Source organism: Myxococcus sp. NMCA1 (assembly GCF_026810205.1).
In the GTDB taxonomy this organism is placed as follows: domain Bacteria; phylum Myxococcota; class Myxococcia; order Myxococcales; family Myxococcaceae; genus Myxococcus; species Myxococcus xanthus_A.
Window position 1 is genome coordinate 1,648,970 of the sequence record NZ_CP113950.1, and the last position, 22,020, is coordinate 1,670,989.

Here is a 22,020-nt window from a genome sequence, read left to right on the forward strand (position 1 = left end):
CCCCGGTAGCAGGACGGATGGGGCCGGGGTGGTGGTTGAAGGGAGTGTCATGGAACAGCGACCCTTGTGGAGCGGGGCGGATGCGGCGCCCGCGAAGGCCCCCACGACGCGGGGTTCCAGGGCGGTGCGCACCTCCGGTGTGAAAAGCCGCCGGGAACTGTCCGAGCCCGCCGCCGCCGCTACAGTGCGCGCCGAAGTGAGCACTCCCGTCCTGGCCTCCATCGCCGTTGGCCGCCCCGTCCGGGGCGAGTTCACCTACACCCTGCCGGACGAGCTGGCGGGCCGCCTGGAGCCGGGGCAGCGCGTGCTGGTGCCCTTCGGCCGGGGCACGGCGCTGGGCTTCTACCTGGGGCCCGCGTCTCCGCCGACTGGCGAGAAGGTGAGGCTCAAGGCCGTCCAGCGCGTGCTGGAGGACTCGCCGTCGCTGCCCAAGGACCTCATCGCGCTGCTGCGCTTCGCGGCCGTGCACTACCGCTACCCGCTGGGTGAGGTGATTCGCGGCGCGCTGCCGCCCGGCCTGTCGAAGGCCGTGGATGAGAAGGAAGCCAGGCCGGAGGTGCAGCACTTCGCGGTGGCGCTCGTCAACGAGGTGCCGCCGGAGCTGTCGCGCGCGCCCGCCCAGTCCGCCGCGCTCGCGTACCTGCTGGCGGTGGGAGGCCGCGCGCCGCTGGAAGAGGTCGCCCACGCGATTCCGGGCGCGCGAGAGACGCTGAAGAAGCTAGCCACGCGCGGCTTCGCCCGTCTGGAGGAGAAGACGGTGGAGGCCAGCGTGAAGGAGGGCCTGATTCAGGGCCGTCCGGACCACCTCACGCCGGAGCAGGACGCGGCGGGCGTGGTGCTGCGCGCGGCCCTGGACGCGGCGGCCTTCCAACCCTTCCTCCTGCACGGCGTCACCGGCAGCGGGAAGACGGAGGTGTACCTGCGCGCGGCCGAGCATGCGCTGTCGCTGGGGAAGGGCAGCCTCATCCTGGTGCCGGAAATCGCGCTGACGCCGCAGCTGGTGGGCCGCTTCCGCAGCCGCTTCGGCGCGGAGGTGGCGGTGCTGCACTCGGCGCTGAAGGACCGGGAGCGACTCTTCCACTGGCAGGCGCTGCGCCGGGGCGACGTGAAGATCGCCGTGGGCGTGCGCTCGGCGGTGTTCGCGCCGGTGGACAACCTGGGGCTCATCGTCGTGGACGAGGAGCACGACCCGTCCTTCAAGCAGGAGGAGAAGCTGCGCTACCAGGCGCGCGACCTGGCCGTCGTGCGCGGCAAGCAGGCCGGCGCGGTGGTGGTGCTGGGCTCGGCCACGCCCGCGCTGGAGACGCTGGAGAACGTGAAGCGCGGGCGCTACCAGCTCCTGGAGCTGAAGCGCCGCGTGGATGACCGGCCCATGCCCACCATTGAGCTGGTGGACCTGCGCGTGGAGCGTCCGCGCGAGGGCGTGGTGACGGAAGAGGCGCCCATCCTCAGCCCGCCGCTGTTGGAGGCGATGGCGGAGACGATTGGCCGCGGCCAGCAGGTCATCCTCTTCCTCAACCGCCGGGGCCACAGCACCGTCCTCCTGTGCGAGGTGTGCGGCCTGTCGCTCAAGTGCAGCGAGTGTGACGTGTGCCTCACGCACCACCGCTCGCAGAACCGGGTGGTGTGCCACTACTGCGGCCTGGCCATGCCGGTGCCGGAGCAGTGCCTGGAGTGCACGGGCCCCCTGCTCAAGCTGGGCATCGGCACCGAGCGCGTGGAAGCGGAGGTGCTGGAGCGCATCCCCGCCGCGCGTGTCGCCCGGTTGGACCGGGACTCGGCCAGCAGCGCCGAGCGGCTGACGGAGATGCTGGCCTCGTTCGCGCGCCGGGAGCTGGACGTCCTGGTAGGCACGCAGATGGTGGCCAAGGGGCACGACTTCCCGGGCGTGACGTTGGTGTGTGTCGTCATGGCGGACACGTCGCTGTCCATTCCGGACTTCCGTGCCGCCGAGCGCACCTTCCATTTGCTCACCCAGGTGTCCGGCCGCGCGGGCCGGGGCAAGGACCCGGGGCGGGTGCTGGTGCAGACCTACAATCCGGACGCGGAGCCGGTGCGGCGCGTGCTGGCCCATGACTTCGACGGCTTCGCCAATCAAGAACTGGAGTGGCGCAAGGCGCTGGCCTACCCTCCCTATTCGCGCATGGCCGCCGTCCGCCTGGAGGGGGAGCACCCCGAACAGACGGCCAGTGTGGCGCGCTCCCTGGGGAACATCGTCTCCCGGCACATGCCCCCTGCGTCCGCCGGGGTCCGCATGCTGGGGCCAGCCTTGGCGCCCATCTCCCGCATCCGTGGCAAGACGCGCTGGCAACTCCTCTTGAAGGGGCCAACGCATACGGCGCTCGCCCCGCTGCTCGCCCGGGTGGAAGCGGCCCTGGTCGATGTTCCTTCCGCGGTGAAGGTCGTGATCGACGTGGATCCGGGGGCCATGCTGTAGACTCGGTGCCCCCCCATGGGCGCACCGGTCCTTCTCGTCCACGACGACATCGCCAATATCGCCGCCGTGCGGCGCCTGCTCACGCGTGAAGGGTACGAGGTCATCCTCGCCACCTCCGCCGCGGATGCCCTCATTGCGTACGGGCACCACCTGCCCGTGCTGCTCGTGCTCGCGCCCGGCGTGGAGAGTGGCCGGGGCCACCTCGTGCTGGAGGAGTTGCTCCAGCACCCGGATGGCAAGTCGGCCCGGGTGCTGCTCCTGGGCGAGTCCATCCCCGGCTTCAGCGCCCCCGTGGCCCAGCTGCCCCTGGAAGGTGCGGCCTTCGTCGAACTGGTGGATTCGCTGGTCAAGGCTCCCGCGGATGCGGACGCCTGGCACGTGGTGGAGAACCGGGAGCTGCCTCCGTCGGGTGGTGGTGTCTCGGCGGCCACGGGTGCGGAGTCGGAGTCCTGGCACGCGACCCCGCCGCCCTCGGTGGCGGGCGACCCCGCGCTGGCGAATGCGCTCTTCGGGGACCTGGCGCCGCTGCACCAGACGGACTGGGAGCTGGCGGCCATGACGGACGCGGAGCGCTCCGCCCACGAGGCGGCGCAGCAACGCGAGCGTCAGAGCACGCGCGACCTGGACACCGCCATGGAGCGGGCGCACCTGGAGGTGGAAGCCCAGGCGATGGCCTCCATCGACTCGGCGCTTGCTCCGGACGCGGCGGATGGGTGGGGCGAGCCTTCGCAGGGGCAGGACTGGGGCTCGGCGGTGGACGCTGAGACGGCCGCCGAGGTGCCCGGAGACGACGCGCAGGGAGCGTCCGCGGGGCTTGAGGGAGAGGACGCCGCGCCGGCTGAGGATGCGCCGCCGGTGGGACGGCTGGCATGGACGGAGGAGGCTGTTTCTCAGCCTTCGATGCGCACGGCGGCCCTGGCGCCTCGGTTGGGCGATGAGGGGTTCTTCGACGTCGACACGCCGGAGGGCCCGACGGGAGACGCCCTCTCCGCGGCGGAGGCGGAGCTGGCCGCCATGCGTGGGGGGCCTTCTTTCGACTCCGTGAGCACGGAGGGCTCGCCCTGGACGGAGCTGCCTCCGGACCCCGAGATGGCGCACGCTGGGCGTGTGGGCTCGAGGGGGGATGTGGCGGGCGATGTACCCGGTGAGGCGCCGTCCACGGAGCCCGAGCCCGAGCAGGCGGTGGACGCCGAGCCGCAATCGCCGTCATCGGAGACGGAAGACACGTGGGGCACGGAGGCGGCGCTCGGTGAGCCCGCGGGCACGCCGGAACCGGAACAGGCCGCTGAGGAGCCGGACGCGGCGGCGGTCTCCGCGTCCAACTGGGAGTTGCTGGAGGCGGAGCTGCAATCCGCGTCAGCCCAGTCCCAGGATGACGAGGCGCCGCAGGCGTCGGGCGTGGGGGATGACTGGTTCGACGGGGAGTCCACCGAGACGCCGAAGGAGGAGCCTCGCAGCATCGGGGAGGATTGGTTCGACTCGGATGCGGAGGCGTCGAGCCCCGCGCCAGAGGCGCCGCCCGTCGCCGAGACGCCCGCCCCGGGCGCCGGTGGTTTCGCGGTCCCCGCGCTGATGGCGCAGTGGCAGGCTCAGCAGGAGGAGGCGGAGCGCCAGCTCGAGGAAGCTCACGCGCGTGTGAGCGCCGTCACCGAGGCGCTGGAGCGGGAAGCCGCGCTGCGCCGCGAACTCGCGCAGCAGGTCCAGGGGCTCCAGGAGCGGCTCGCGGCGGAAGAAGAGGAGCACTCGCGGGAGTCCTTGCTGCGGGCGGAAGCCGAGGCGGAGCTGGAAGGGCTCCGTCAGCGGGAGTCGCCTTCGTCCATGGACGCCGCCACAAGGGCGGCCCTGGCGCGCGACGCGCAGGAGACTGGCGACCTGTCGGCGCTGCGCGAGGAGCTGGAAGCGCAAGTCCGGCTCCGTGAGGAAGCGGAGACGCTCACCGCCGAGGTCGAGGCCCAGGTCCGCCAGTTCGAGGATGCCTGCGCGGAGGCGGAGCTGCGGGCCATCGACGCGGAGGCCCGTGCGGAGGCCGAGACGCAGGCCCGTGAGGCAGCGGAGCTTCGCGCAGCGGCGAGCACGCAGGCGTTGCAGGCGCTCGAAGCGCGCCTGGAGTCAGAGGCCGCGGGGCGTGTCGTTTCGGAGGCCCGCGCCGAGTCGGAGTCCAAGGCCCGTCAGGCCGCGGAGAGCCGGGTCGAGTCCGCCGAGGACCTGACCTCGGTGTCGGAAGCGCGTATCGACGCGGAAGCCCGTGCCCGCGAGGCCGCGGAGGCCCGTGCTGATGTGGAGGCACAGGCCCGGCTCGAAGCGGATACGCGTGCGCGGAGCCTGTCGCGAGCCCTTGAGGAAGCAGAGACGCGTGCGGAGCTGGCGGCGCGTGCACAGGCGGAGGCCGAGGCGCGCGCGGAGCTGGCTGCGCGTGCGTTGGCGGAAGCGGAAGCCCAATCGGAACTGGCTGCTCGGGCTCTGGCGGACGCCGAGGCGCGTGTGCAGGCGGAAGTCGGTGCGGACGCCCGTGTGGAGTCCGTGGCCACTGCGCTAGCCGAAGCGGAGGCCCGAGCGGAGATTGAATCCGCGGCCCGCGTGGATGCCGAAGCACGGCTTGCGTCCGCGGAGGCAGCGCTTGCCGAAGCCTCGGCGCGGTCGGAGATTGAGGCCACGGCGCGCGCCGAGGCCGACGCCCGGGTTGAATCGGTCGCGACGGCCCTGGCTGAGGCGGATGCGCGGGCGGAGATTGAGTCCGCGGCCCGTGTGGACGCTGAGGCGCGTCTGGAGTCCATTGCCACGGCGCGTGCGGAGGCAGAGGCGCGAGCCGAGATTGAGGCAACGGCGCGAGTGGAAGCTGAGGCGCGTGCTGAAGCCGAGGCGTTGGCTCGCCAGGCGGCGGAAGCCCGAGCCGACGCCGAGGCACGCGCACGTGAGGAAGTGGAAGCCCGCGTCACCTCCGAGTCTGATGCGCGCACCGGACAGGAAGCGGAGGCCCGTGCGAATGAGGAGGCTCGCGCGAAGAAGGCGGAAGCCCGGGCTCAGCAAGAAGCGGAGCGACGTGCAAACGCGGAGGCCCAGGCTAACAGCGAGGCTGCGGCCCGGACGGAGGCCGAAGCCCGTGCGGAGCAAGAAGCCGCTGCACGACTTGAGGCCGAAGCCCGCGCTGAGCGAGCGACAGCTTCGCTGAAAGACGCCGAGGCCCGAGCCGAGATTGCGGCAGCCGCACTGAAGGACGCCGAGGCCCGAGCCGAGAGCGCATCGGCCGCATTGCAAGAAGCGGATGCCCGAACCGAGAATGCTGTCGCTGCGCAGCAAGCGGCCGAAGCCCGAGTTGAGAGCACAGTAGCCGCATTGCAAGCCGCGGAGGCCCGCGCCGAGGCAGCGGCCGCCGCAAGACAAGCCGCGGAGGCCCAAACCGAAATTGAGGCCGTCGCGCGACGCGAAGCCGAAGCCCGCGCGGAAATCGAGGCCGAGGCCCGAGCCGCAGCCGAGACCCGAGCAGAAGCCGAGGTGGCCGCACGGTCCGAAATCGAGGCCCGCGCCGAGCGCGAGGCGAAGCTGCGTGCGGCAATCGAGGTCCGTGCGGAAAGCGAGGCGTCCTCGCGAACCGATGCGGACACGCGTGCTTCCCGTGAGGCCGAGGCTCGAGCAGAAGCCGAGGCACGTGCCGAGCACGAAGCCACGTTGCGCGCCGAAGCCGAGGTGCTAGCGAAGGCGGAGACCCAGGCACGCGCGGAGGCTGAAGCCCAGGCCACCGCGGAGGCGGAGCGGCGCGCGGAAGCCGAAGCCCGTGCCGAACGTGAAGCGCTGGCCCGTGCCGAAGCCGAAGCCCGCGCCGAACGCGAAGCGCAGGCCCGTGCCGAAGCGGAAGCTCGCGCCGAGCAGGAGGCCCAGCAGCGCGCCGAAGCGGAAGCACAGGCCAGGCGAGAAGGAGAGTCCCTCGCCGCCGAGAAGGCACGCGCCCGAACGGAAGAAGAACACCGCGTCACCCAGGCCGAAGCCGAGTCCCAGGCCCGTGCCGAAGCGGAAGCCCGCGCCGATGCCGAGGCGAAGCGCCGTGCCGAGGCCGAAGCCCGCGTCCAGCAGTCCGCCCAGGCCGAAGCCGAAGCGACCGCCCGTGCGAAGGCCGAAGGCCGCCACCGAACGGCCCTCGAAGTCCGCCTGGACGCGGAGGCAAAGCAGCGCACGACGCTGGAATCCAGGCTCGAAGAAGAGTCCCGTGCCCGCAACGAATCCGAGTCCCGGCTCCTCGCGGAGAACGCCAGAATCTCCGAGGAACTCGCCGCGCTCCGCCTCGAGCACCAGCAGTCCCGAGAGAACCTGGCGAAGGAGCGCGAAGCACGCGAGTCCCTCGAGCAAGCCTTGGAGACACTGCGCACCGAGTCCGCCGAACAGCGGGCCCGCTCCGAGCGCGAGCGCCTGGAACTGGAGGAGCGCGCGCTCCGAGACGCGGAGGAGGCCGCCGCACAGGCCCGAGCATCCATGCTTCCCCTGGAAGCACCTCCCGGCAGACCCGAGCTGGCCGTGGCCCGCAGTGGCAGCGTCACCCAGGATGGCCTGACGAAGCTGGTGCTCCGGCTCTGCGAGGCCCGCATGGAGATGCGGCTGGAGCTGAAGGTGATGAACGCCCTGCGCGTCCTCTGGCTGCGGGATGGAGCGCTCGTGGGAGCCGTCTCCTCCGCGCAGGGGGAGTCGTTGGTCGACCGGGCCCGCGCGGACGGACTCATCGACGCGCGACAGGAAGGGGAGCTGCGGCTGGTGCGCAGCGCCACCACGGCCGCGCTGCTGGACGCGCTGCGGGGCCGGGGCTACCTGCGGGAATCCGAAGCCGTGCCCCTGGTCCAGCGCTACACCGAGCAGGTCTTCCTGGACGCGCTGGCGGAGCCCTCGACGCTCTACCGCCTGGTGCCGGAGCCAGCGCCGCACGAGGTGGCGCTCGCCGCCGCCACGCGTCCGCCGCTGCACCTGTTGGCCGAGGCACTGCGCAACACCCTCACCTCCGAATCCCTGCTGGAGGCCGCCGGAAGCCTGCGCGCGCGCGTCACTCGCGGCGACATCCACCTGGCCCCGGATGACTTCGGCCTGCCTTCGCGGGACCTCCAGCTCCTGTCCCAGGTGGATGGAGAGCACACGCTGGAGGCGCTGCTCCTGGGAGCGGGGCTGCCGCAGGACTCGGCCTTGAAGTCGCTCGCGGTGGCGCGGACGCTGGGGCTCGTCTCGCTGGCGCCCGCCACGGACGAAGACGCCGGGGACCTGCCGCCGGAGCTGGACGTCCGGCGCCTGGAATCCAAGTTCGAGGAGATCCAGGACGCGGACTACTTCACGGTGCTGGGGCTGGCCCGCTCGGCGGGGGGCGAGGAGGTCAAGCGCGCCTACGAGCTGCTGGCCGCCGAGTTCCACCCGCTGCGCTTCGCGGGGCACCCCGACCCGGCGCTCCAGCACCGCGCACAGCAGATTCGCACCGTGCTCGCCGAGGCCGCTCAGGCCCTGGGAGACGACCGGCTGCGCGCGGAGTACGCCCGAAGCCTGCTCGACTGACGCCCGTCGGACGGACGGCCTCCCGGGAGTGCAGGGAGGCCCACCCGGAGCGGTTGCCCGTCCGCTCCGGGGAGATTAAGACGGCGTCCATGGTCCGCGAGATCCTCATCTGGCCCGACCCTGTCCTGAAGCAGAAGGCCAAGCCGGTGGCGAAGGTGGATGACTCCACCCGCACGCTGGTGAAGGACATGTTCGAAACGATGTACTCCGCTGAAGGCGTGGGCCTGGCCGCCCCGCAAATCGGCGTGCTCCAGCGCGTCATCGTGCTGGACACCACGCACAGCCAGCCGGAGCTGAAGCCCATTGCGATGATCAATCCGGAGATCATCGCCATGGAAGGCGACACGACCTACAACGAAGGCTGCCTGTCCATCCCCGGCGAGGCCGCGGATGTCGACCGGGCCGCCGTGGTCACCGTGAAGTTCCTGGACCCGGACGGCCAGGAGCAGACGCTGCGCTGTGACGGGCTGCTGTCCATCGCGGTGCAGCACGAGACGGACCACCTCAACGGCACCGTCTTCGTGGACCACATCTCGTCCCTGAAGCGCGAGTTCATCCGCAAGCGGATGAAGCGCCTCAAGACTTCGCGCGAGCGCGAGGCGAGCGCGCCGGCGTCTCCGTAGCGCCCGCGTCCTTCTGGACCTTCACGCCCTTCTTCGGGCACAGGTCCGCGACGACGCAGCGCTCACACGCGGGCGAGCGGGCAAAGCAGGTCCGCCGCCCGTGCCACACCAGGAGCTGGTGGCCCAGGGTCCACCGCTCCGACGGCAGCACGGCCTGCATGTCGGCTTCCACCTTGTCCGGGTCCGCCTTCGTGGTGAACCCGAGCCGGAAGGCGAGCCGCTTCACGTGCGTATCCACGGGGAAGGCCGCGTCGCCTCCCAGGTGGATGCACACCACGCCCGCTGTCTTGCGGCCCACGCCTGGCAGCTTCTCCAGCGCGTCCCGCTGCAAGGGAATCTGCCCGGCGTGCTCCTGCACCAGCGACCGGGCGGCCGCGACGATGTTCTTCGCCTTGGCGCGGTACAGGCCGCAGGTGCGGATGAAGGGCTCCACGTCCGACGGTTCTGCTTTCGCATAGGCCTGGGCGTCGGAGAAGCGCTGGAAGAGGGCAGGCGTCACCATGTTGACGCGTTTGTCCGTGCACTGCGCGGAGAGGATGACGGCCACCAGCAATTCCAGGGGCGTCCGGTAGTCCAGCTCGATGCGGGCATCCGGCATGTCCGCGGCCAGGCGGTCCATCACCAGCAACGCGCGCTTTCGCTTCTCCGCGACCGTCTCACGTCCAGGCACGGCGCCGTTGTATGTCACACCGGCTGCGAGCCCAAGCACCGGTTGGACGCACCCATTCGGGGAGATTCATGAAGCGCATCGACTTCCGTTCCGACACCGTCACCCAGCCCACGGCCGCCATGCGGCGCGCCATCGCCGAAGCCGAAGTGGGGGATGACGTCTATGGCGAAGACCCCACCGTGCTCCGTCTGGAGGCACTGGTGGCCGAGCGGCTCGGCTTGGAGGCCGCCGTCTTCGTGCCCTCGGGTACGCAGGCCAACCAGCTGGCCGTCGGCGCGCATTGCCGGGCGGGCGACGAGGTGCTCACCGAAGCAGGGAGCCACATCCTCCACTACGAAGGAGGCGCGGTGCCCGCCTTGTGGGGCGTGCAGCCGCAGCCGCTGCCAGGACAGCGCGGTCTGCTGTCGCCAGTGGACGTGAGCGCGGCCGTGCGCGAGGACAACATCCACAACCCGCGCACGCGCCTGCTGTCGCTGGAGAACACGCACAACCGGGGGGGTGGTTCGGTATGGCCGGTGGAGCGCTTCCGAGCCGTCGTGGAAGCGGCGCGCAAGGCGGGGCTGGCCGTCCACCTGGATGGCGCCAGGCTCTTCAACGCCGGTGTCGCCCTGGGCGTGCCGGTGTCCGCCTGGGCCGCGCTGACGGACACGACGTCCGTGTGTTTCTCGAAGGGCCTGGGCGCTCCGGTGGGCTCGGCCCTGGCGGGGCGCGCGGACGTCATTCGCGAGGCGCGCCGGCTGCGCAAGCGGCTGGGCGGTGGCATGCGGCAGGCAGGCATCCTGGCGGCGGCCGCGCTGCATGCACTGGAGCACCATGTGGAGCGGCTGGCGGACGACCATGCGAACGCCCGCAGGCTGGCCGCGGGGCTGGCGGAGCTGCCCGGCGTGAAGGTGGACACTTCGCGGGTGGAGACCAACATGGTCTTCGCGGAGTTCTCCCAGTCCGCTCTGGAGATGGTGGCGCAACTGGAGCAGCACGGGGTCTTGACGAACCCCGCGGGCGCTCCGCGGACGCTGCGCCTCGTCACCCACCTGGATGTGTCCGCTGCCGACATCGACGAAGCCCTGCAGCGCATCCGCCGCGCCGTGGGCTGAGCACAGCCTTGGGGTGAAACGCGCGCCCGCGGACATCCCTGGGCGCGCACACGGGGGGAAGGAGCGCTCCGGGCGGGCCATGGTAGGCTCGCGCCGCCGTGCGCCGCCTCAGCCTCCTCGCCTTCGCTACAGCTTGTGCCTGCGCTACCCGTGGCGCGGAGCCGAAGATGAGTTTCGAGGAGCTCTACGCCACCTCGGCTTCACGGTCGCGCGCGCCAGATGCAGCGCCAGCGCCCCTCCGAGTGCGACCGCCCGCGCCTGAGACTGCTCCGGAGCTGCATGCCGTGCTCGCCGCCTTCGCGTCGCGAGCACAGGGCCTTCGTCAGCAGGTGGCGCGAGGCGGGACGATGCCCGCCGCCCAGGTGGAGAACTGGGAGCAGGTGACCTTCGCATTGGACGGCTTCCTGTCGCGTCCCTCGGCGCCGCGCGTCGGCTCGGGTGATTTGCTGCAGGCCCAGAGCGTCCTGGAAGCCGAGTTGGAGCGGGACGGCTTCACCTATGGCGACATGCCGGCCCCGCTGGCCGAGGCGGTGGTGTTGCGCGTGGGCCGACTGGCGCTGCGCACCGCCGAGCTGCGCCGCCTGGAGCAGCCGCCCGAGCCGGCCGAGGATGCGCTTCCGCGCTTCTCCTGGCCGGTGGAGCCGGTGTCCGTCACCAGCCTCTTCGGCTACCGCTGGCACCCCGTGACAGGCGTGCACCGGCGCCACCTGGGCGTCGACCTGGCCGCGACGCAAGGCCAGCCCATCTACACGGCGGACAAGGGCGTGGTGCTGCGTGCGGGCCACAATGGCGACCATGGCCTCCAGGTGGAGATCCAGCATGAGGGTCGCTGGGTGACGCGCTACAGCCACTTGTCCCGCGTGCTGGTGGACCCTGGCGAGGTGCTGGAGCGAGGCAACGCCGTGGGGCTGGCAGGGGAGACAGGGCTGGCCACCGGCGTCCACCTCCACTTCGAGCTGTGGCGTGACGGCCAGCCCATGGACCCGCTGGAGGCGCTGGGTGACGCGGAGCCGCCTCCGGAGCCCGTGCCGTCGGTAGCCCGTGGGCCCGTAAGCCGCTAGCCCGCAATGCAACAGGGGCGCCCCCTTTCGGGTGAGCGCCCCTGCGCGAAATCCCTCAGCGGTGGCCTAGAGGGAGTTCTTCAACTCCTTGGCGGGCCGGAAGCCGATCGTCTTCGACGCCTTGAGCTTCATCATCTCGTTGGTCTGGGGGTTGCGAATCTTGCGAGCCTTGCGCGACCGAACCGACCAGGTTCCAAAGCCGGGGTAGCTGAAGCGGGCGTCCTTCTTCACCGCCTTACCGATATTGGTGAAGACGATGTCGAGGATCTGCGCCGCCGACTTCTTGGTGAGACGTGTCTGCGCCGCCACCACCTCGACGAGTTCTGCCTTGGTCATTACGCCCCTCCGTCCGTTGTCTGGCCTTGAAGTGCTTTAACCCGGCCGGTGGTAACAAATCGCTCTTTTCCCTGTCAATGCCGGCCGCGGTTTGGAGCCGGAAAATCGGCCTCCAGACGAAAAGTTGGCCCTCTGAAACACCGGGCGTAGGAAGAGCGTGGAGAGTCGATTCCGATACATCAGCGCGACCTACTCGCGGTGAATTGGAAAAAAGCTGTGTGTGATCGTGTTTTGAAGAAAGTCTTTGGAATATTGATCACTTGTGAAGGGGGTCTGATCGCGTTCGCGTGAGCCCCGGCGGGAAGGCGCTAGGATGCTTGCTTGCGTGCGTTTTCGAACCTTCCTGCCCTTGATCCTGCTGCTCGCCAGTGCCTGTCGGATCCCTTCGCATCGCGAGGCCCAACCAACCGCGTCGTCCACGGCCCCCGGCACCCTCTGGGTGGACGCAGCTGGCGCGGAGCCTGGCGACGGCTCGCGTGAGCGCCCGTTGCGCCAGCTCGGCGAGGCACTGGCGCGGCCCGGAGCCCTGACCGTGCGGGTAGCCCCTGGGCGCTACACAGGGCCGTTCCTGATCCCACCCGGAGTTCGGGTGGAGGGGCAGGGGCCGGGGGTGGTGCTGCAAGCGGAGGGCGCTGCTCGCACGGTCATTCAGGTGAGTGAAGGTGCGGATCTGTCGGATTTTGTCGTCCGGGGTGGGCTCTGGGGGTTGGAGCTCACGGACGGCGGCCATGTCCGGCTGACGCGAGTGGGCTTCAGCGGGCAGGTGACGGGAGCGGTGCGCGTGGAGGCCGGGCGGCTGGACGTGGAGGACAGCCGGTTCGAGGCGGCGCGAGCGGCCACGGTGGGGGTGCTGCTCGAAAGCGGACGGGCCGCGTCTCCGGATAGCGGCGAGCAATCGTCCCCACACGACGCCTCGTCCAAGCCCGAGGTGCTGTCGAACACGGACGGATCCATGCAGGCGCCTCACGACAGCGAGGCCGCCACGGGCGCTGGAGGGCAGCAGGAAGGCCCGAAACATGCCGGAGCCATCGTGGAGGCCCACATCCGAGCGAGCACCTTCACCGGCCCCTATCGTCGAGCCGTGCGGCTGCGCGGCGCGGACGTGCGGGCCACGTTGGAGGACCTCCAGTTCACTGGTGCCGCGACAGCGGTCGGCGTGGACGGTGCGTACGCTGAGGTGCGGCGCTCCACCGCGGAAGGTGGGCAGGCGGCGGCTTTCTCGGTGATGGACGGCACCCTCATCCTGGATGACGTCTCCGTGACGGGGCACGAGTACGGCGTGTCCTCCATGCAAGCACGCATGCTCGACGTGCACCGCTTCACGTCGGTGCGGGCCATTCGGGCCGGAATGGGACTGCTGATGTCACGCGTCCGGCTCCGGGACATCGTGGTGCGGGACAGCGGCGCCTATGGTGGGCTTCAGTTCTCGGGAGGGGACCTGGACGTCCAGGGCGTTCGGGTGGACGGCGCCGCCGAGTACGGGGTGATGGCGCTGGGTGGGAAGTTGCGGCTCCGTGACGTGGACATCCGCCGGGTGCACACAGCGGACGGTGTCACCGGGGATGGCCTGCACCTGCGCCAGGTCGAAGCGGACGTGGAGGGCGTCGTGGTGCGCGATGCGCAGGGCGCGTGTGTCCTCGCGGCGCAGAATGCCCGCGTGTCACTGCGGGGCGCGAAGCTGGAGACCTGCGGGTACGTGGGCCTGCTGACGGACACCCTGGCGCGCATGAACGCCGCCAACGTGGACATTCAAGGGGCGGCGACGGCGCTGGGCGCTCTGGGAAACGGCGAGCTGCGTGTGGAATCCCTCTCCGCGAGTGGCCTGGAGACGGGGTTCATCCATGCGGAGTGCGAGGGCGCCACGCAGGTGCACCTGAAGGCGTTCCGCTCCGAGGACACGCGGGGCCTGTCGGCGCGCTGTGTCCACGCCAGTCCGAAGTGAACCGGCACGACAGCAACGGTTGCTCCATCCCGCTGGATGCTCAGGGGACGGAGCGCTCCGGCTCGCGAGGCTCCTCTTCCACTGGGTCGGGAGCGGGGTCGGTGATGGCGGCGGGCAGGGCGGAGGCATGCCGCTCCAGCCACTCGCGAATGACGGGGTAGACTTCGGTTGGCGCGCCGGTGCCGAAGATGAGGTCCCCGTGCCCGTAGTTCATCTTGTCGCCGTGGTCCGTGCCGAAGATGTGGAGCGTGCGGTCGGGCGCGGTGGCGAGCGCGAACTGCGACTCCACGTTGGTCGGCGTGGCCAGTCGGTCCGAACTGCCGCCCATGACGAGCAGCGGAAGCTGGAGCTGTGCGATACCGGCGCGCCAGTCCTTCGTGCGGTCGAAGGAGCGGAACATGTCGTGCTCAATCCAGTCCTGGAACTGAAGCAGCACCTTGCGGCTCATCGACGACATCATGTTCGCGTAGACCTGCCGCTGGATGCGCGGAGGGATGTGCTCGGGGTTCACCAGCAGGTCCGACAGGGGCAGGGTGACGTAGCCCAGGAAGGGCGCGAGGCTGGCGCTCATCCACTCCTGCCGGAAGCGTGCGGGCCAGGCGGCACGGACGCCCATGGAGATGAGCGTGCGCAGGAAGGGCTCCGACTTGAAGTGCACGGGAGCGCCCAGCGCGAGCAACCCCGCAAGCTTCTCCCCGTGCGGGCCTTGCGCGACGCCGTAGCCCACCAGCCCGCCCAGGGAATGGCCGAGCCAGAAGGCGCGTTTCGCACCCGTCTCCTTCAACGCCAGCTCCAACAGCGCGGGTCCATCCTGGAGGATGTGGTCGTCGATGGTGAAGTCCGTGTACCTCCGGCCTCGAGGCGGCCGGCGTGAGTGCCCGGTGCCGCGCCACTCGACGCTGAAGCAGTCGAAACCCGCTTCGGTCAGGTAGTGCGCGACGGAGTAGGGGGGCTCGAAGTCGAAGGTGAACCGGTTCGCCGCGAGCCCGTGGCACAGCAGCACGGGTTCCTCGAACCGGCGCACGGCCGCGCGTCGCGCGTGAATCACCAGCTCCCATCCGTCCTCGCAGCGGGCGCGGAGGACCTGGGGCAACTCCGCCCTGGGTCGGTACCATCGTCGCACGGCCACGACCCAAAGGACGTTCCACAGAACGAGTGCGACCCCAGCGACCAGTACCCACACCACCCACTGCGAAGAGTCCATGCATCCTCCTTTTCAAAAATAAAACCCTGCTAAGGTCGGTTCACCCGCCGTCCTGCCGCCGGGAAGTCACGGCCATCAGAGGAAGTCGAGGGAATGATGAAGTTGCGGAAACTGATGTTCGTGCTGCCGAATCTCTTCACCGTCACGTCCATTTTCTGCGGCTTCTACGCCATCACCTTGTGCACGGGGGACGCCGAACCGGTGCAGCTGTACCAGGCGGCCCTGGCCATCTTCTTCGCCATGTTCTTCGACGGCTTCGATGGCCGGGTGGCCCGGTTGACGAAGACGCAGAGCGACTTCGGCGTGCAGCTCGACAGTCTGGCGGACGTCATCTCCTTCGGGGCGGCGCCCTCCCTCCTGGTGTACAAGTGGGCGCTCGAGCCCCTGGGCTTCATGGGGCTGTTCATCGCGTTCTCCTTCGCGGCCTGTGGCGCATTGCGTCTGGCGCGCTTCAACGTGCTGGCGGCGCGCAACCCGCACGGAGGCGGTGGCAGCTTCTTCGTAGGCCTGCCCATCCCCGTAGCGGCCGGAATGCTGGTCTCCGTCATCATCTCCCACCATGCGGCGACGCAGGGGGAGCCCCTGGCCGAGAGCGCCGTGGTGCCCATGGCGGTGGCGGTGGCGGGCCTGGCGCTGCTGATGGTGTCGACGGTGCGCTACCGCACCTTCAAGGACACGCGGCCCAACCGGAAGAGCGCGCTGGCCTTCATGCTCGTGGTGGTGGGCGGCACGGTGATCGCCACGCAGCTGCACCCGGCCTGGGTGCTGGTGGCGTGCTGCGGCGCCTACCTCGCGCTGGGGCTGGTGGAGTCGGCGGTGCTGGTCCGCAGCCGGCTGGTCGCTCGCAAGGTGGCGGACCCCTGCGCGGTGGCCGCGGTCGCGGTGGCCACGGTCATCGACGACGAGGAAGAAGAGGACGCGGAGTCCACCCAGGGCAACGACGGGCCCGCGTACCTCTGACCTGGAGGACGCTGTTTCCCGCTCGGCCCCCTTCCAGACCAGGGGGCGTTGCGGCTTGGGTGCGCTTCGGTCCGTGCCCAGCCGTCCGGCTGCCGCTAGGATGCGCGGCCCATGCGCGTCGAGCTGCTGTGCACCGGTGACGAGCTCGTCACCGGCCTCATTACGGACACGAACAGCACGTACCTGGAGGCCCGCCTCTTCGACCTTGGCGTCAAGGTGGAGCGCGTGGTCCTGGTGGGAGACGTGCGGCCGGACATCACCCAGGCGCTGAAGGAAGCCGCTTCGCGCGCGGACGTGGTGGTGGTGTCGGGAGGACTGGGGCCCACGGCGGACGACTTCACCCTCGAATGTGCCGCGGAGGCCGCGGGTGTGCCGCTGGAGGAGGATGCCCAGGTCCTCGACTGGCTGCACCAGCGCTACGCCGCGCGAGGTCTGTCTCCCAACCCGAGCGCCCTGCGCATGGCCCGCGTCCCCCGGGGCTCCGAGCCCGTGAGGAACCCCGAGGGCTCCGCCCCGCTCGTCGTGATGAAGCTGGGTGGCGCCCAGTTGTTCTTCCTTCCAGGGGTGCCCCGTGAGTTCAAGGCGCTCCTGGAGGGCGAGGTGCTGCCGCGGATCCGCGCGACGCTGGACGCCCGCCCCGAGCGCACCTACCGGGCCTTCCGGCTGCTGCGCACGGTGGGTATCCCGGAGTCGGAGCTCGACATGGCGGTTGCCCCCATGGGACCCCGGCATCCCCGCATCGTGTTCGGCTTCCGCACCCACGCCCCCGAAAACCACCTGAAGCTGATGGCGGAGGCCTCCTCCCAGTCGGAGGCGGATGCCGCGCTCGCCGCCGTGGAGGTGGAGTGCCGCCAGATGTTGGGCACGAAGCTCTTCGGTGTGGACTCGGAAGCGTACGCCGCGGTGGTCCTCGAAACGCTTCGTCGGGCGGGCGCCACGCTGGCGGTGGCGGAGAGCTGCACCGGCGGCCTCATCGCCCAGCAGCTCACGGCCGTGCCGGGCTCCAGCGAGGTCTTCGTCGGCGGCGCGGTGGTGTATTCGGAGAAGATGAAATCCGCATGGGTGGGCGTTCCTCCCGACGTGCTCGCACGGCACACGGCTGTCTCGCGCGAGACGGCGGAAGCCATGGCGGAGGGCGTGCGCGATGCCTGCGGCACGACCTACGGCCTGTCGGTGACGGGATACGCGGGCCCTGGTGGCGGCACGCCGGAGGACCCCGTCGGCACCGTGTACTGCGCGCTGTCGGCGCCTGGCGTGCCCACCCGCTGTGAGCGCATCTCTGTCACCGGCGACCGCGACCGCGTGCGCCTGTTCGCCGCTTCCCACACGCTTGAAATGCTGCGGCAGCACCTGCTCGCCGCGCCCGCCACCCCATGAGCCGTTCCAAGTCCAAGCGCCCCCGTCCGTCCTCCTCCGAACCGGGAGCTTCCAATCCGGCCACGTCAGGATCGGTCGCGCCCATCGCTCCGCACCAGGAGGCGGGGCTCGCAGCCGCCAGCGCGCCAGCCCCTTCCGCCGAGCCTGACGCCGCCTCGCCTTCGGTGTCACCCGAGCCCGCGTCCGCACCGGGCACCCCCGTGTCGGGAGGCCTGCCGCTGAACGTCGCGCGCGTGTGGCTGTCCGCCTACCGCGTCGAGGTGGTGCTGTTCGTGGTCGCCTTCGTGGTGCTCGCCAGCTTCAGCTCCCAGCGCTTCCTGCGCCAGAGCGCCGCGCCTCACTTCGTCTACCAGGCCCAGGCTTGGTTGGAGGGGCGGCTGGACGTGGACCCGCAGGTGCTGCCCAACATGGAGGACTGGGCCTGCGTCCGCATGGTGAACGGCGACAAGGTCCGTTGCACCGGACGCCCGCTCCCAACGGACCGCTGGTTCGTGAGCTTCCCGTCCTTCCCCGCGGTGGCGATGTTGCCCTTCGTCGCACTGCACGGCTACCAGTTCAACGACACTTCGTTCGGCGTCATCGTCGGTGCGCTGGCGGTGGCGCTCTTCTTCTCGCTGCTGCGCTTCCTGGCGAAGGAAGGGGAGACGGAGCGCAACCGCAATGAGAACGTGGCCCTGGCGCTCATCCTCGCCTTCGGCACCCTGTTCTTCTACTGCGCCATCCGGGGAGAGGTCTGGTTCAGCGCCGAGGTGATGGGCGTGGCGCTCACCTGTCTCTACGTGCGCAACTCCGTCCGGGCGCATCGTCCGCTGCTCGCGGGCCTGTTCTTCTCCATGGCGACGCTCACGCGGACGCCCTTGCTCTTCACGGGGCTCTTCTTCGTGCTGGAGGCGCTGTGTCCCGGGCCGGAGCCTCGCCTGGCGCAGCTCAAGGCCCTGGCGCGGAACTGGAAGCCCGCCGCGAAGAAGCTGGGCCTCTTCACGTTGGGCGCCGCGCCGCTGGCGGGGCTCGCGGCCGCGTACAACGTCTACCGCTACGGCCGGCTGAGCGAGTTCGGGCACGCGTATCTCTTCAACAACCGCGTCAACGTGGACATCGACCGCACGGGGCTCTTCAATTGGGAGTACCTGCCACGAAACCTGGAGGCGGCCTTCTTCAAGCTGCCCTCGGTGTCCTTGTCTCCGCTGAAGCTGGGATATGACCCGCACGGGCTGACGCTGCTGCTGACGCTGCCGCTGCTCGTCTTCCTGTTGGTGCCGAAGACGCGCCCGCGCCTGCATTGGCCGGTGTGGCTCACCGTGGCGGTGTGCGCGCTGCCTGGGCTCTTCTATCAGAACACCGGTTACATGCAGTTCGGCTTCCGGTTCAGCCTCGACTACACGCCCTACCTCCTCCTGCTCTTCGCATTGAGTGGTTGGTCCCTGCGGAATCGGGCGGTGCTGGCCGCGGTGGCGCTTGGCGTGCTGGTGAACTTCTGGGGGGCCGTGGCCTTCCGCGGCTACACGGAACTTGTCCGGAACTGGTAGCGCCCCACGCTTCATGGGCTTGAATCCTTCGCGCTCCACGCGCAGATGAGAGACGTCATGCAACCACCCACTGGACAGCCGCCCCCCGGCAAGCGCTGGCATACCCGTGAGGACAGCGGCATCCGCCTCGACGCCAGGATGCGCTGGTGGCACGACGACGAGCCCATCCTCCATCCCAAGATCATCGAGCTCTTCAACGCCTCGCTCGTGCTGGACGACGCGGACCGCTACCAGCTCCGCATTGGCAACGACTGGTGCTTCATCCAGGTGGAAGGCGCCGCCTACGAGGTCCGGACGGTGGACGTCACCCCCGACGAGCGGGTGTCTGTGCGTCTGAGCGACCGCACCGCCGAGGCGCTGGACGTCGCCAGCCTGCATCTGGACGCGGACGGCGTGTTGTCCTGCCGAGTGAAGCAGGGGCGGGCCCATGCGCGCCTCTCGCGCGACGCGCAGTATCAGCTCGGACAGCTCCTGGAGGAAGGGCCCGACGGCGGGCTCGTGCTGAATGTCGGTCAGCGCAAGCTCGCCGTCCCGGTCGAACTGGACGCGTTGGCGTCCTCCGTCTAGGCCGCGACCTCCACCGGCGCGGGCGAGGAGGGCAGGGCGGAGGTCCCCGTAATCTCCTTGCCCAGCGCTTCCAGCACGTCGGGATGTTCGCGCAGCCACTCGGCGGCGCGCTCCCGGCCCTGGCCGATGCGCTCTCCGCGCAGGCTGAAGTGGCTCCCCGACTTCTCGATGAGGCCCGTGGCCACGCCGAGGTCGAGCACTTCCCCCACGCGGTGGATGCCGCTGCCGTACATGAGGTCGAACTCCGCTTCCTGGAAGGGTGGGGCGACCTTGTTCTTCACCACCTTCACTCGCGCCTTCGAGCCCACGACGGCATCACCGTCCTTGATGTTGCCCGTGCGGCGAATCTCCATCCGCACGGATGCGTAGAACTTCAGCGCATTGCCACCGGTGGTGGTTTCCGGATTGCCGAACATCACGCCAATCTTCATCCGAATCTGGTTGATGAAGATGATGCACGTGCCCGAGCGGCTCACCGCGCCCGTCAGCTTGCGCAGCGCCTGACTCATCAGCCTCGCCTGGACACCCATGTGCGCGTCTCCCATTTCGCCCTCGATTTCGGCCCGCGGCACCAGGGCCGCCACCGAGTCGACGACGATGAGGTCCACCGCGCCGGAGCGCACCAGGTGCTCGGTGATTTCCAGCGCCTGTTCGCCGGTGTCGGGCTGCGACACGAGCAATTCCTCCACACGGACGCCCAGCTTTCGCGCGTAGGACACGTCCAGCGCGTGCTCCGCGTCGATGAAGGCCGCCACGCCTCCCGCCGCCTGCACCTGGGCAATCGCATGCAGGGTGAGCGTCGTCTTGCCCGAGGACTCGTTCCCGAAGACCTCCACCACGCGGCCCCGCGGATAGCCGCCCACGCCCAGCGCGCGGTCCACTCCCACCGAGCCGGAGGGGATGACGGCGACCTTTTGTTCGCGCGCTTCCCCGCCCAACGTCATCACCGAGCCTCGTCCGAACTGCTTCTCGATGCTCGCTACCGCCGCCGCCACCGCCTTCAGCTTCTCCGCCAGCTTGCTCATCGCGTCTGTCACTCCCTCGCCGCCCTTGCTGTGTTGGGTGCCGCATCCAGGGACGCCGTCATGGCGCCGTCAGCGCGGCGGGCAGACAGGTGAGCAACGCCTGTGCCGCCCGCTCCCCCCTCAGAGACGGGAGTGCAGGCGTCCGGGTACGTGGCTGTGTGTCCAGGAGTGTGGAGTGTGCGCACGCCATCCCGGGAGTCGCATGAGAAACAAGTATGGGAGCCCACGCTTGGCGGCATAGCGGATGGCGCTTTGCGTTGAAGATGGGCTGGGCAGGCATGACCTTCCCTGCGTGAGCCCGAAATCAAAGCGCGAAGACCTGCCCCACGTGGTCATCCTCGGCGGTGGTTTTGCCGGCCTCTACGCCGCCCGCCATCTCTACAAGGCACCCGTGCGTGTCACGATGGTGGACCGGCAGAATCATCACCTGTTCCAGCCTCTGCTCTACCAGGTGGCCACGGCGACGCTGAGTCCCAGCGAGATTGCGGCGCCGCTCCGGGCGGTGGTGGGGCCCCATCAGGTGGCGGTGGTGCTGGCGGAAGTGACGGGGGTGGATACCGCCGGCAAGCGCGTGCTGCTCTCGGACGGAGAGCTGAAGTACGACTACCTCATCATCGCCACGGGAGCCACGCACTCCTACTTCGGCAATGACGCCTGGGCTCAGTTCGCCCCCGGCCTGAAGTCCATTGAGGACGCGGTGGAGATTCGCCGGCGGATCCTGGTGGCTTTCGAGCTGGCGGAGCGGGAGACGGACCCGGAGATTCGCCGCTCGCTGCTCAACTTCGTCATCATCGGAGCCGGCCCCACGGGGGTGGAGCTCGCGGGCTCGTTGGCGGAAATCAGCCGGCATTCGCTTCCAGGCGACTTCCGGAACATCGACCCGCGGGATGCGCGCATCATCCTCATCGAGGGCGTGGACAGGGTCCTCCCCGTCTATCCGGATGACCTGTCACAGAAGGCCTGCCGCACGCTCGAGAAGCTGGGGGTGGAGGTCCGCACGGGGGCTCGGGTCACCAACATCACCGAGCAAGGGGTCTTCATCGGCAAGGAGTTCATCCCCGCGCGGACGGTGTTGTGGGCCGCGGGCGTGGCGGCGTCGCCAGTGGCACGGTCGCTGGGTGTCGAACTCGACCGCGCTGGGCGCGTCCTGGTCACGCCCGAGCTGACCGTGCCGGGCCACAACGACGTCTTCGTCGTAGGCGACCTGGCGTCGCTCAATGATGCGGAGGGCAAGCCGGTGCCAGGCCTTGCTCCCGTGGCCATGCAGGAAGGCAAGCAGGCCGCCCACAACATCCGCCGCCAGTTGCAGGGCAAGCCGATGGAGCCCTTCTCGTACTGGGACCGTGGCTCCTACGCGGTGATTGGCCGAGGCCACGCGGTGGGCATTGCCTTCCGTCGCTTCAAGCAGACGGGCTTCGTCGCCTGGCTGGCCTGGCTGCTCATCCACATCACCTTCCTCATCGGCTTCCGCAGCAGGCTGGCGGTGCTGCTCAACTGGGCCTACTCGTACCTGACGTTTGGCAAGTCGGCGCGCATCATCACCGGCCCTGCGCCTCGCCTGGACCGGCTCCAGCCCACTCACGCCTTGCCGGAGGGTGGAGAGACACCGTCCATCCCGGAGACCCACTTCCAGACGACGGCGTCTCACGCGACGCCCGTGACGCACTGACGCGCGCGG

The 22,020-nt window shown here is 69.9% G+C and carries 15 protein-coding genes; 11 read left to right on the top strand and 4 right to left on the bottom strand.

Annotation, left to right across the window (positions count from 1 at the left end; all coding sequences use genetic code 11):
- Positions 1-49 precede the first annotated feature (49 nt).
- The 3 genes from priA to def all read left to right on the top strand — a co-directional run bounded on the left by priA (position 50) and on the right by def (position 8,580).
- Positions 50-2,437: a replication restart helicase PriA gene (gene priA / locus OZ403_RS07055; RefSeq protein WP_140853299.1), complete on the top strand. Its 2,388-nt coding sequence runs from the start codon at positions 50-52 to the stop codon at positions 2,435-2,437.
- Positions 2,438-2,452: 15 nt separating this feature from the next.
- A complete protein-coding gene (locus OZ403_RS07060; RefSeq protein WP_268783759.1) occupies positions 2,453-7,957 on the top strand; it encodes a response regulator receiver protein in 5,505 nt (1,834 codons plus the stop codon).
- Positions 7,958-8,046: 89 nt separating this feature from the next.
- Positions 8,047-8,580, top strand: coding sequence for a peptide deformylase (def, locus tag OZ403_RS07065; RefSeq protein ID WP_140873620.1), 534 nt, complete (start codon positions 8,047-8,049; stop codon positions 8,578-8,580).
- Here def and nth read toward each other — a convergent pair.
- Complete coding sequence (gene nth, locus OZ403_RS07070) at positions 8,534-9,289, bottom strand: endonuclease III (protein WP_140873622.1); 756 nt, start codon at positions 9,287-9,289, stop codon at positions 8,534-8,536. The genes def and nth overlap by 47 nt on opposite strands.
- Positions 9,290-9,318: 29 nt before the next feature.
- Here nth and ltaE point away from each other — a divergent pair, with 29 nt between their 5' ends.
- Complete coding sequence (ltaE, locus tag OZ403_RS07075) at positions 9,319-10,344, top strand: low-specificity L-threonine aldolase (protein ID WP_268783760.1); 1,026 nt, start codon at positions 9,319-9,321, stop codon at positions 10,342-10,344.
- Positions 10,345-10,442: 98 nt separating this feature from the next.
- A complete protein-coding gene (locus OZ403_RS07080; RefSeq protein WP_268783761.1) occupies positions 10,443-11,405 on the top strand; it encodes a M23 family metallopeptidase in 963 nt (320 codons plus the stop codon).
- 66 nt (positions 11,406-11,471) lie between these two features.
- Here OZ403_RS07080 and OZ403_RS07085 read toward each other — a convergent pair whose 3' ends face one another.
- A complete protein-coding gene (locus OZ403_RS07085; protein ID WP_002635502.1) occupies positions 11,472-11,741 on the bottom strand; it encodes an HU family DNA-binding protein in 270 nt (89 codons plus the stop codon).
- Between the two features lie 610 nt (positions 11,742-12,351).
- Between OZ403_RS07085 and OZ403_RS07090 the strand changes: the two genes are divergently transcribed.
- Complete coding sequence (locus OZ403_RS07090; protein WP_268783762.1) at positions 12,352-13,683, top strand: hypothetical protein; 1,332 nt, start codon at positions 12,352-12,354, stop codon at positions 13,681-13,683.
- Between the two features lie 40 nt (positions 13,684-13,723).
- On the opposite strand, the gene OZ403_RS07095 is transcribed toward OZ403_RS07090, so the two are convergent.
- Entirely contained in the window at positions 13,724-14,887 is a 1,164-nt protein-coding gene (locus OZ403_RS07095; protein WP_140788480.1) for an alpha/beta fold hydrolase, read from the bottom strand.
- 93 nt (positions 14,888-14,980) lie between these two features.
- On the opposite strand from OZ403_RS07095, the gene pssA reads away from it, so the two are divergent.
- From pssA to OZ403_RS07115, 4 genes are all read left to right on the top strand, one after another.
- Positions 14,981-15,847 carry a CDP-diacylglycerol--serine O-phosphatidyltransferase gene (gene pssA / locus OZ403_RS07100; RefSeq protein WP_140788481.1) on the top strand — a complete coding sequence of 289 codons (867 nt, stop codon included), beginning with the start codon at positions 14,981-14,983 and terminating at the stop codon, positions 15,845-15,847.
- 111 nt (positions 15,848-15,958) lie between these two features.
- Positions 15,959-17,224, top strand: coding sequence for a CinA family nicotinamide mononucleotide deamidase-related protein (locus tag OZ403_RS07105; RefSeq protein WP_140788482.1), 1,266 nt, complete (start codon positions 15,959-15,961; stop codon positions 17,222-17,224).
- The gene (locus OZ403_RS07110; RefSeq protein WP_268783763.1) at positions 17,221-18,750 is read left to right on the top strand and encodes a hypothetical protein; all 1,530 of its coding nucleotides are present in this window, start codon (positions 17,221-17,223) and stop codon (positions 18,748-18,750) included. Before OZ403_RS07105 ends, OZ403_RS07110 begins: the two co-directional genes overlap by 4 nt.
- Before the next feature lie 57 nt (positions 18,751-18,807).
- On the top strand, positions 18,808-19,317 hold the full coding sequence (locus OZ403_RS07115; RefSeq protein WP_268783764.1) for a DUF1285 domain-containing protein: 510 nt from the start codon (positions 18,808-18,810) through the stop codon (positions 19,315-19,317).
- Here the strand turns inward: OZ403_RS07115 and recA are convergent.
- Complete coding sequence (recA, locus tag OZ403_RS07120) at positions 19,314-20,342, bottom strand: recombinase RecA (protein WP_140788487.1); 1,029 nt, start codon at positions 20,340-20,342, stop codon at positions 19,314-19,316. The genes OZ403_RS07115 and recA overlap by 4 nt on opposite strands.
- 292 nt (positions 20,343-20,634) lie before the next feature.
- Between recA and OZ403_RS07125 the strand changes: the two genes are divergently transcribed.
- The gene (locus OZ403_RS07125; protein ID WP_268783765.1) at positions 20,635-22,011 is read left to right on the top strand and encodes an NAD(P)/FAD-dependent oxidoreductase; all 1,377 of its coding nucleotides are present in this window, start codon (positions 20,635-20,637) and stop codon (positions 22,009-22,011) included.
- Positions 22,012-22,020 lie beyond the last annotated feature (9 nt).

Excerpts from the sequence above, each read along its gene's own strand:
- priA (WP_140853299.1), top strand. The coding sequence starts at position 50 with ATGGAACAGCGACCCTTGTGGAGCGGGGCGGATGCGGCGCCCGCGAAG.
- OZ403_RS07060 (WP_268783759.1), top strand. The coding sequence starts at position 2,453 with ATGGGCGCACCGGTCCTTCTCGTCCACGACGACATCGCCAATATCGCC.
- def (WP_140873620.1), top strand. The coding sequence starts at position 8,047 with ATGGTCCGCGAGATCCTCATCTGGCCCGACCCTGTCCTGAAGCAGAAG.
- ltaE (WP_268783760.1), top strand. The coding sequence starts at position 9,319 with ATGAAGCGCATCGACTTCCGTTCCGACACCGTCACCCAGCCCACGGCC.
- OZ403_RS07085 (WP_002635502.1), bottom strand. The coding sequence starts at position 11,741 with ATGACCAAGGCAGAACTCGTCGAGGTGGTGGCGGCGCAGACACGTCTC.
- OZ403_RS07095 (WP_140788480.1), bottom strand. The coding sequence starts at position 14,887 with ATGGACTCTTCGCAGTGGGTGGTGTGGGTACTGGTCGCTGGGGTCGCA.
- pssA (WP_140788481.1), top strand. The coding sequence starts at position 14,981 with ATGATGAAGTTGCGGAAACTGATGTTCGTGCTGCCGAATCTCTTCACC.
- OZ403_RS07105 (WP_140788482.1), top strand. The coding sequence starts at position 15,959 with ATGCGCGTCGAGCTGCTGTGCACCGGTGACGAGCTCGTCACCGGCCTC.
- OZ403_RS07110 (WP_268783763.1), top strand. The coding sequence starts at position 17,221 with ATGAGCCGTTCCAAGTCCAAGCGCCCCCGTCCGTCCTCCTCCGAACCG.
- OZ403_RS07115 (WP_268783764.1), top strand. The coding sequence starts at position 18,808 with ATGCAACCACCCACTGGACAGCCGCCCCCCGGCAAGCGCTGGCATACC.
- recA (WP_140788487.1), bottom strand. The coding sequence starts at position 20,342 with ATGAGCAAGCTGGCGGAGAAGCTGAAGGCGGTGGCGGCGGCGGTAGCG.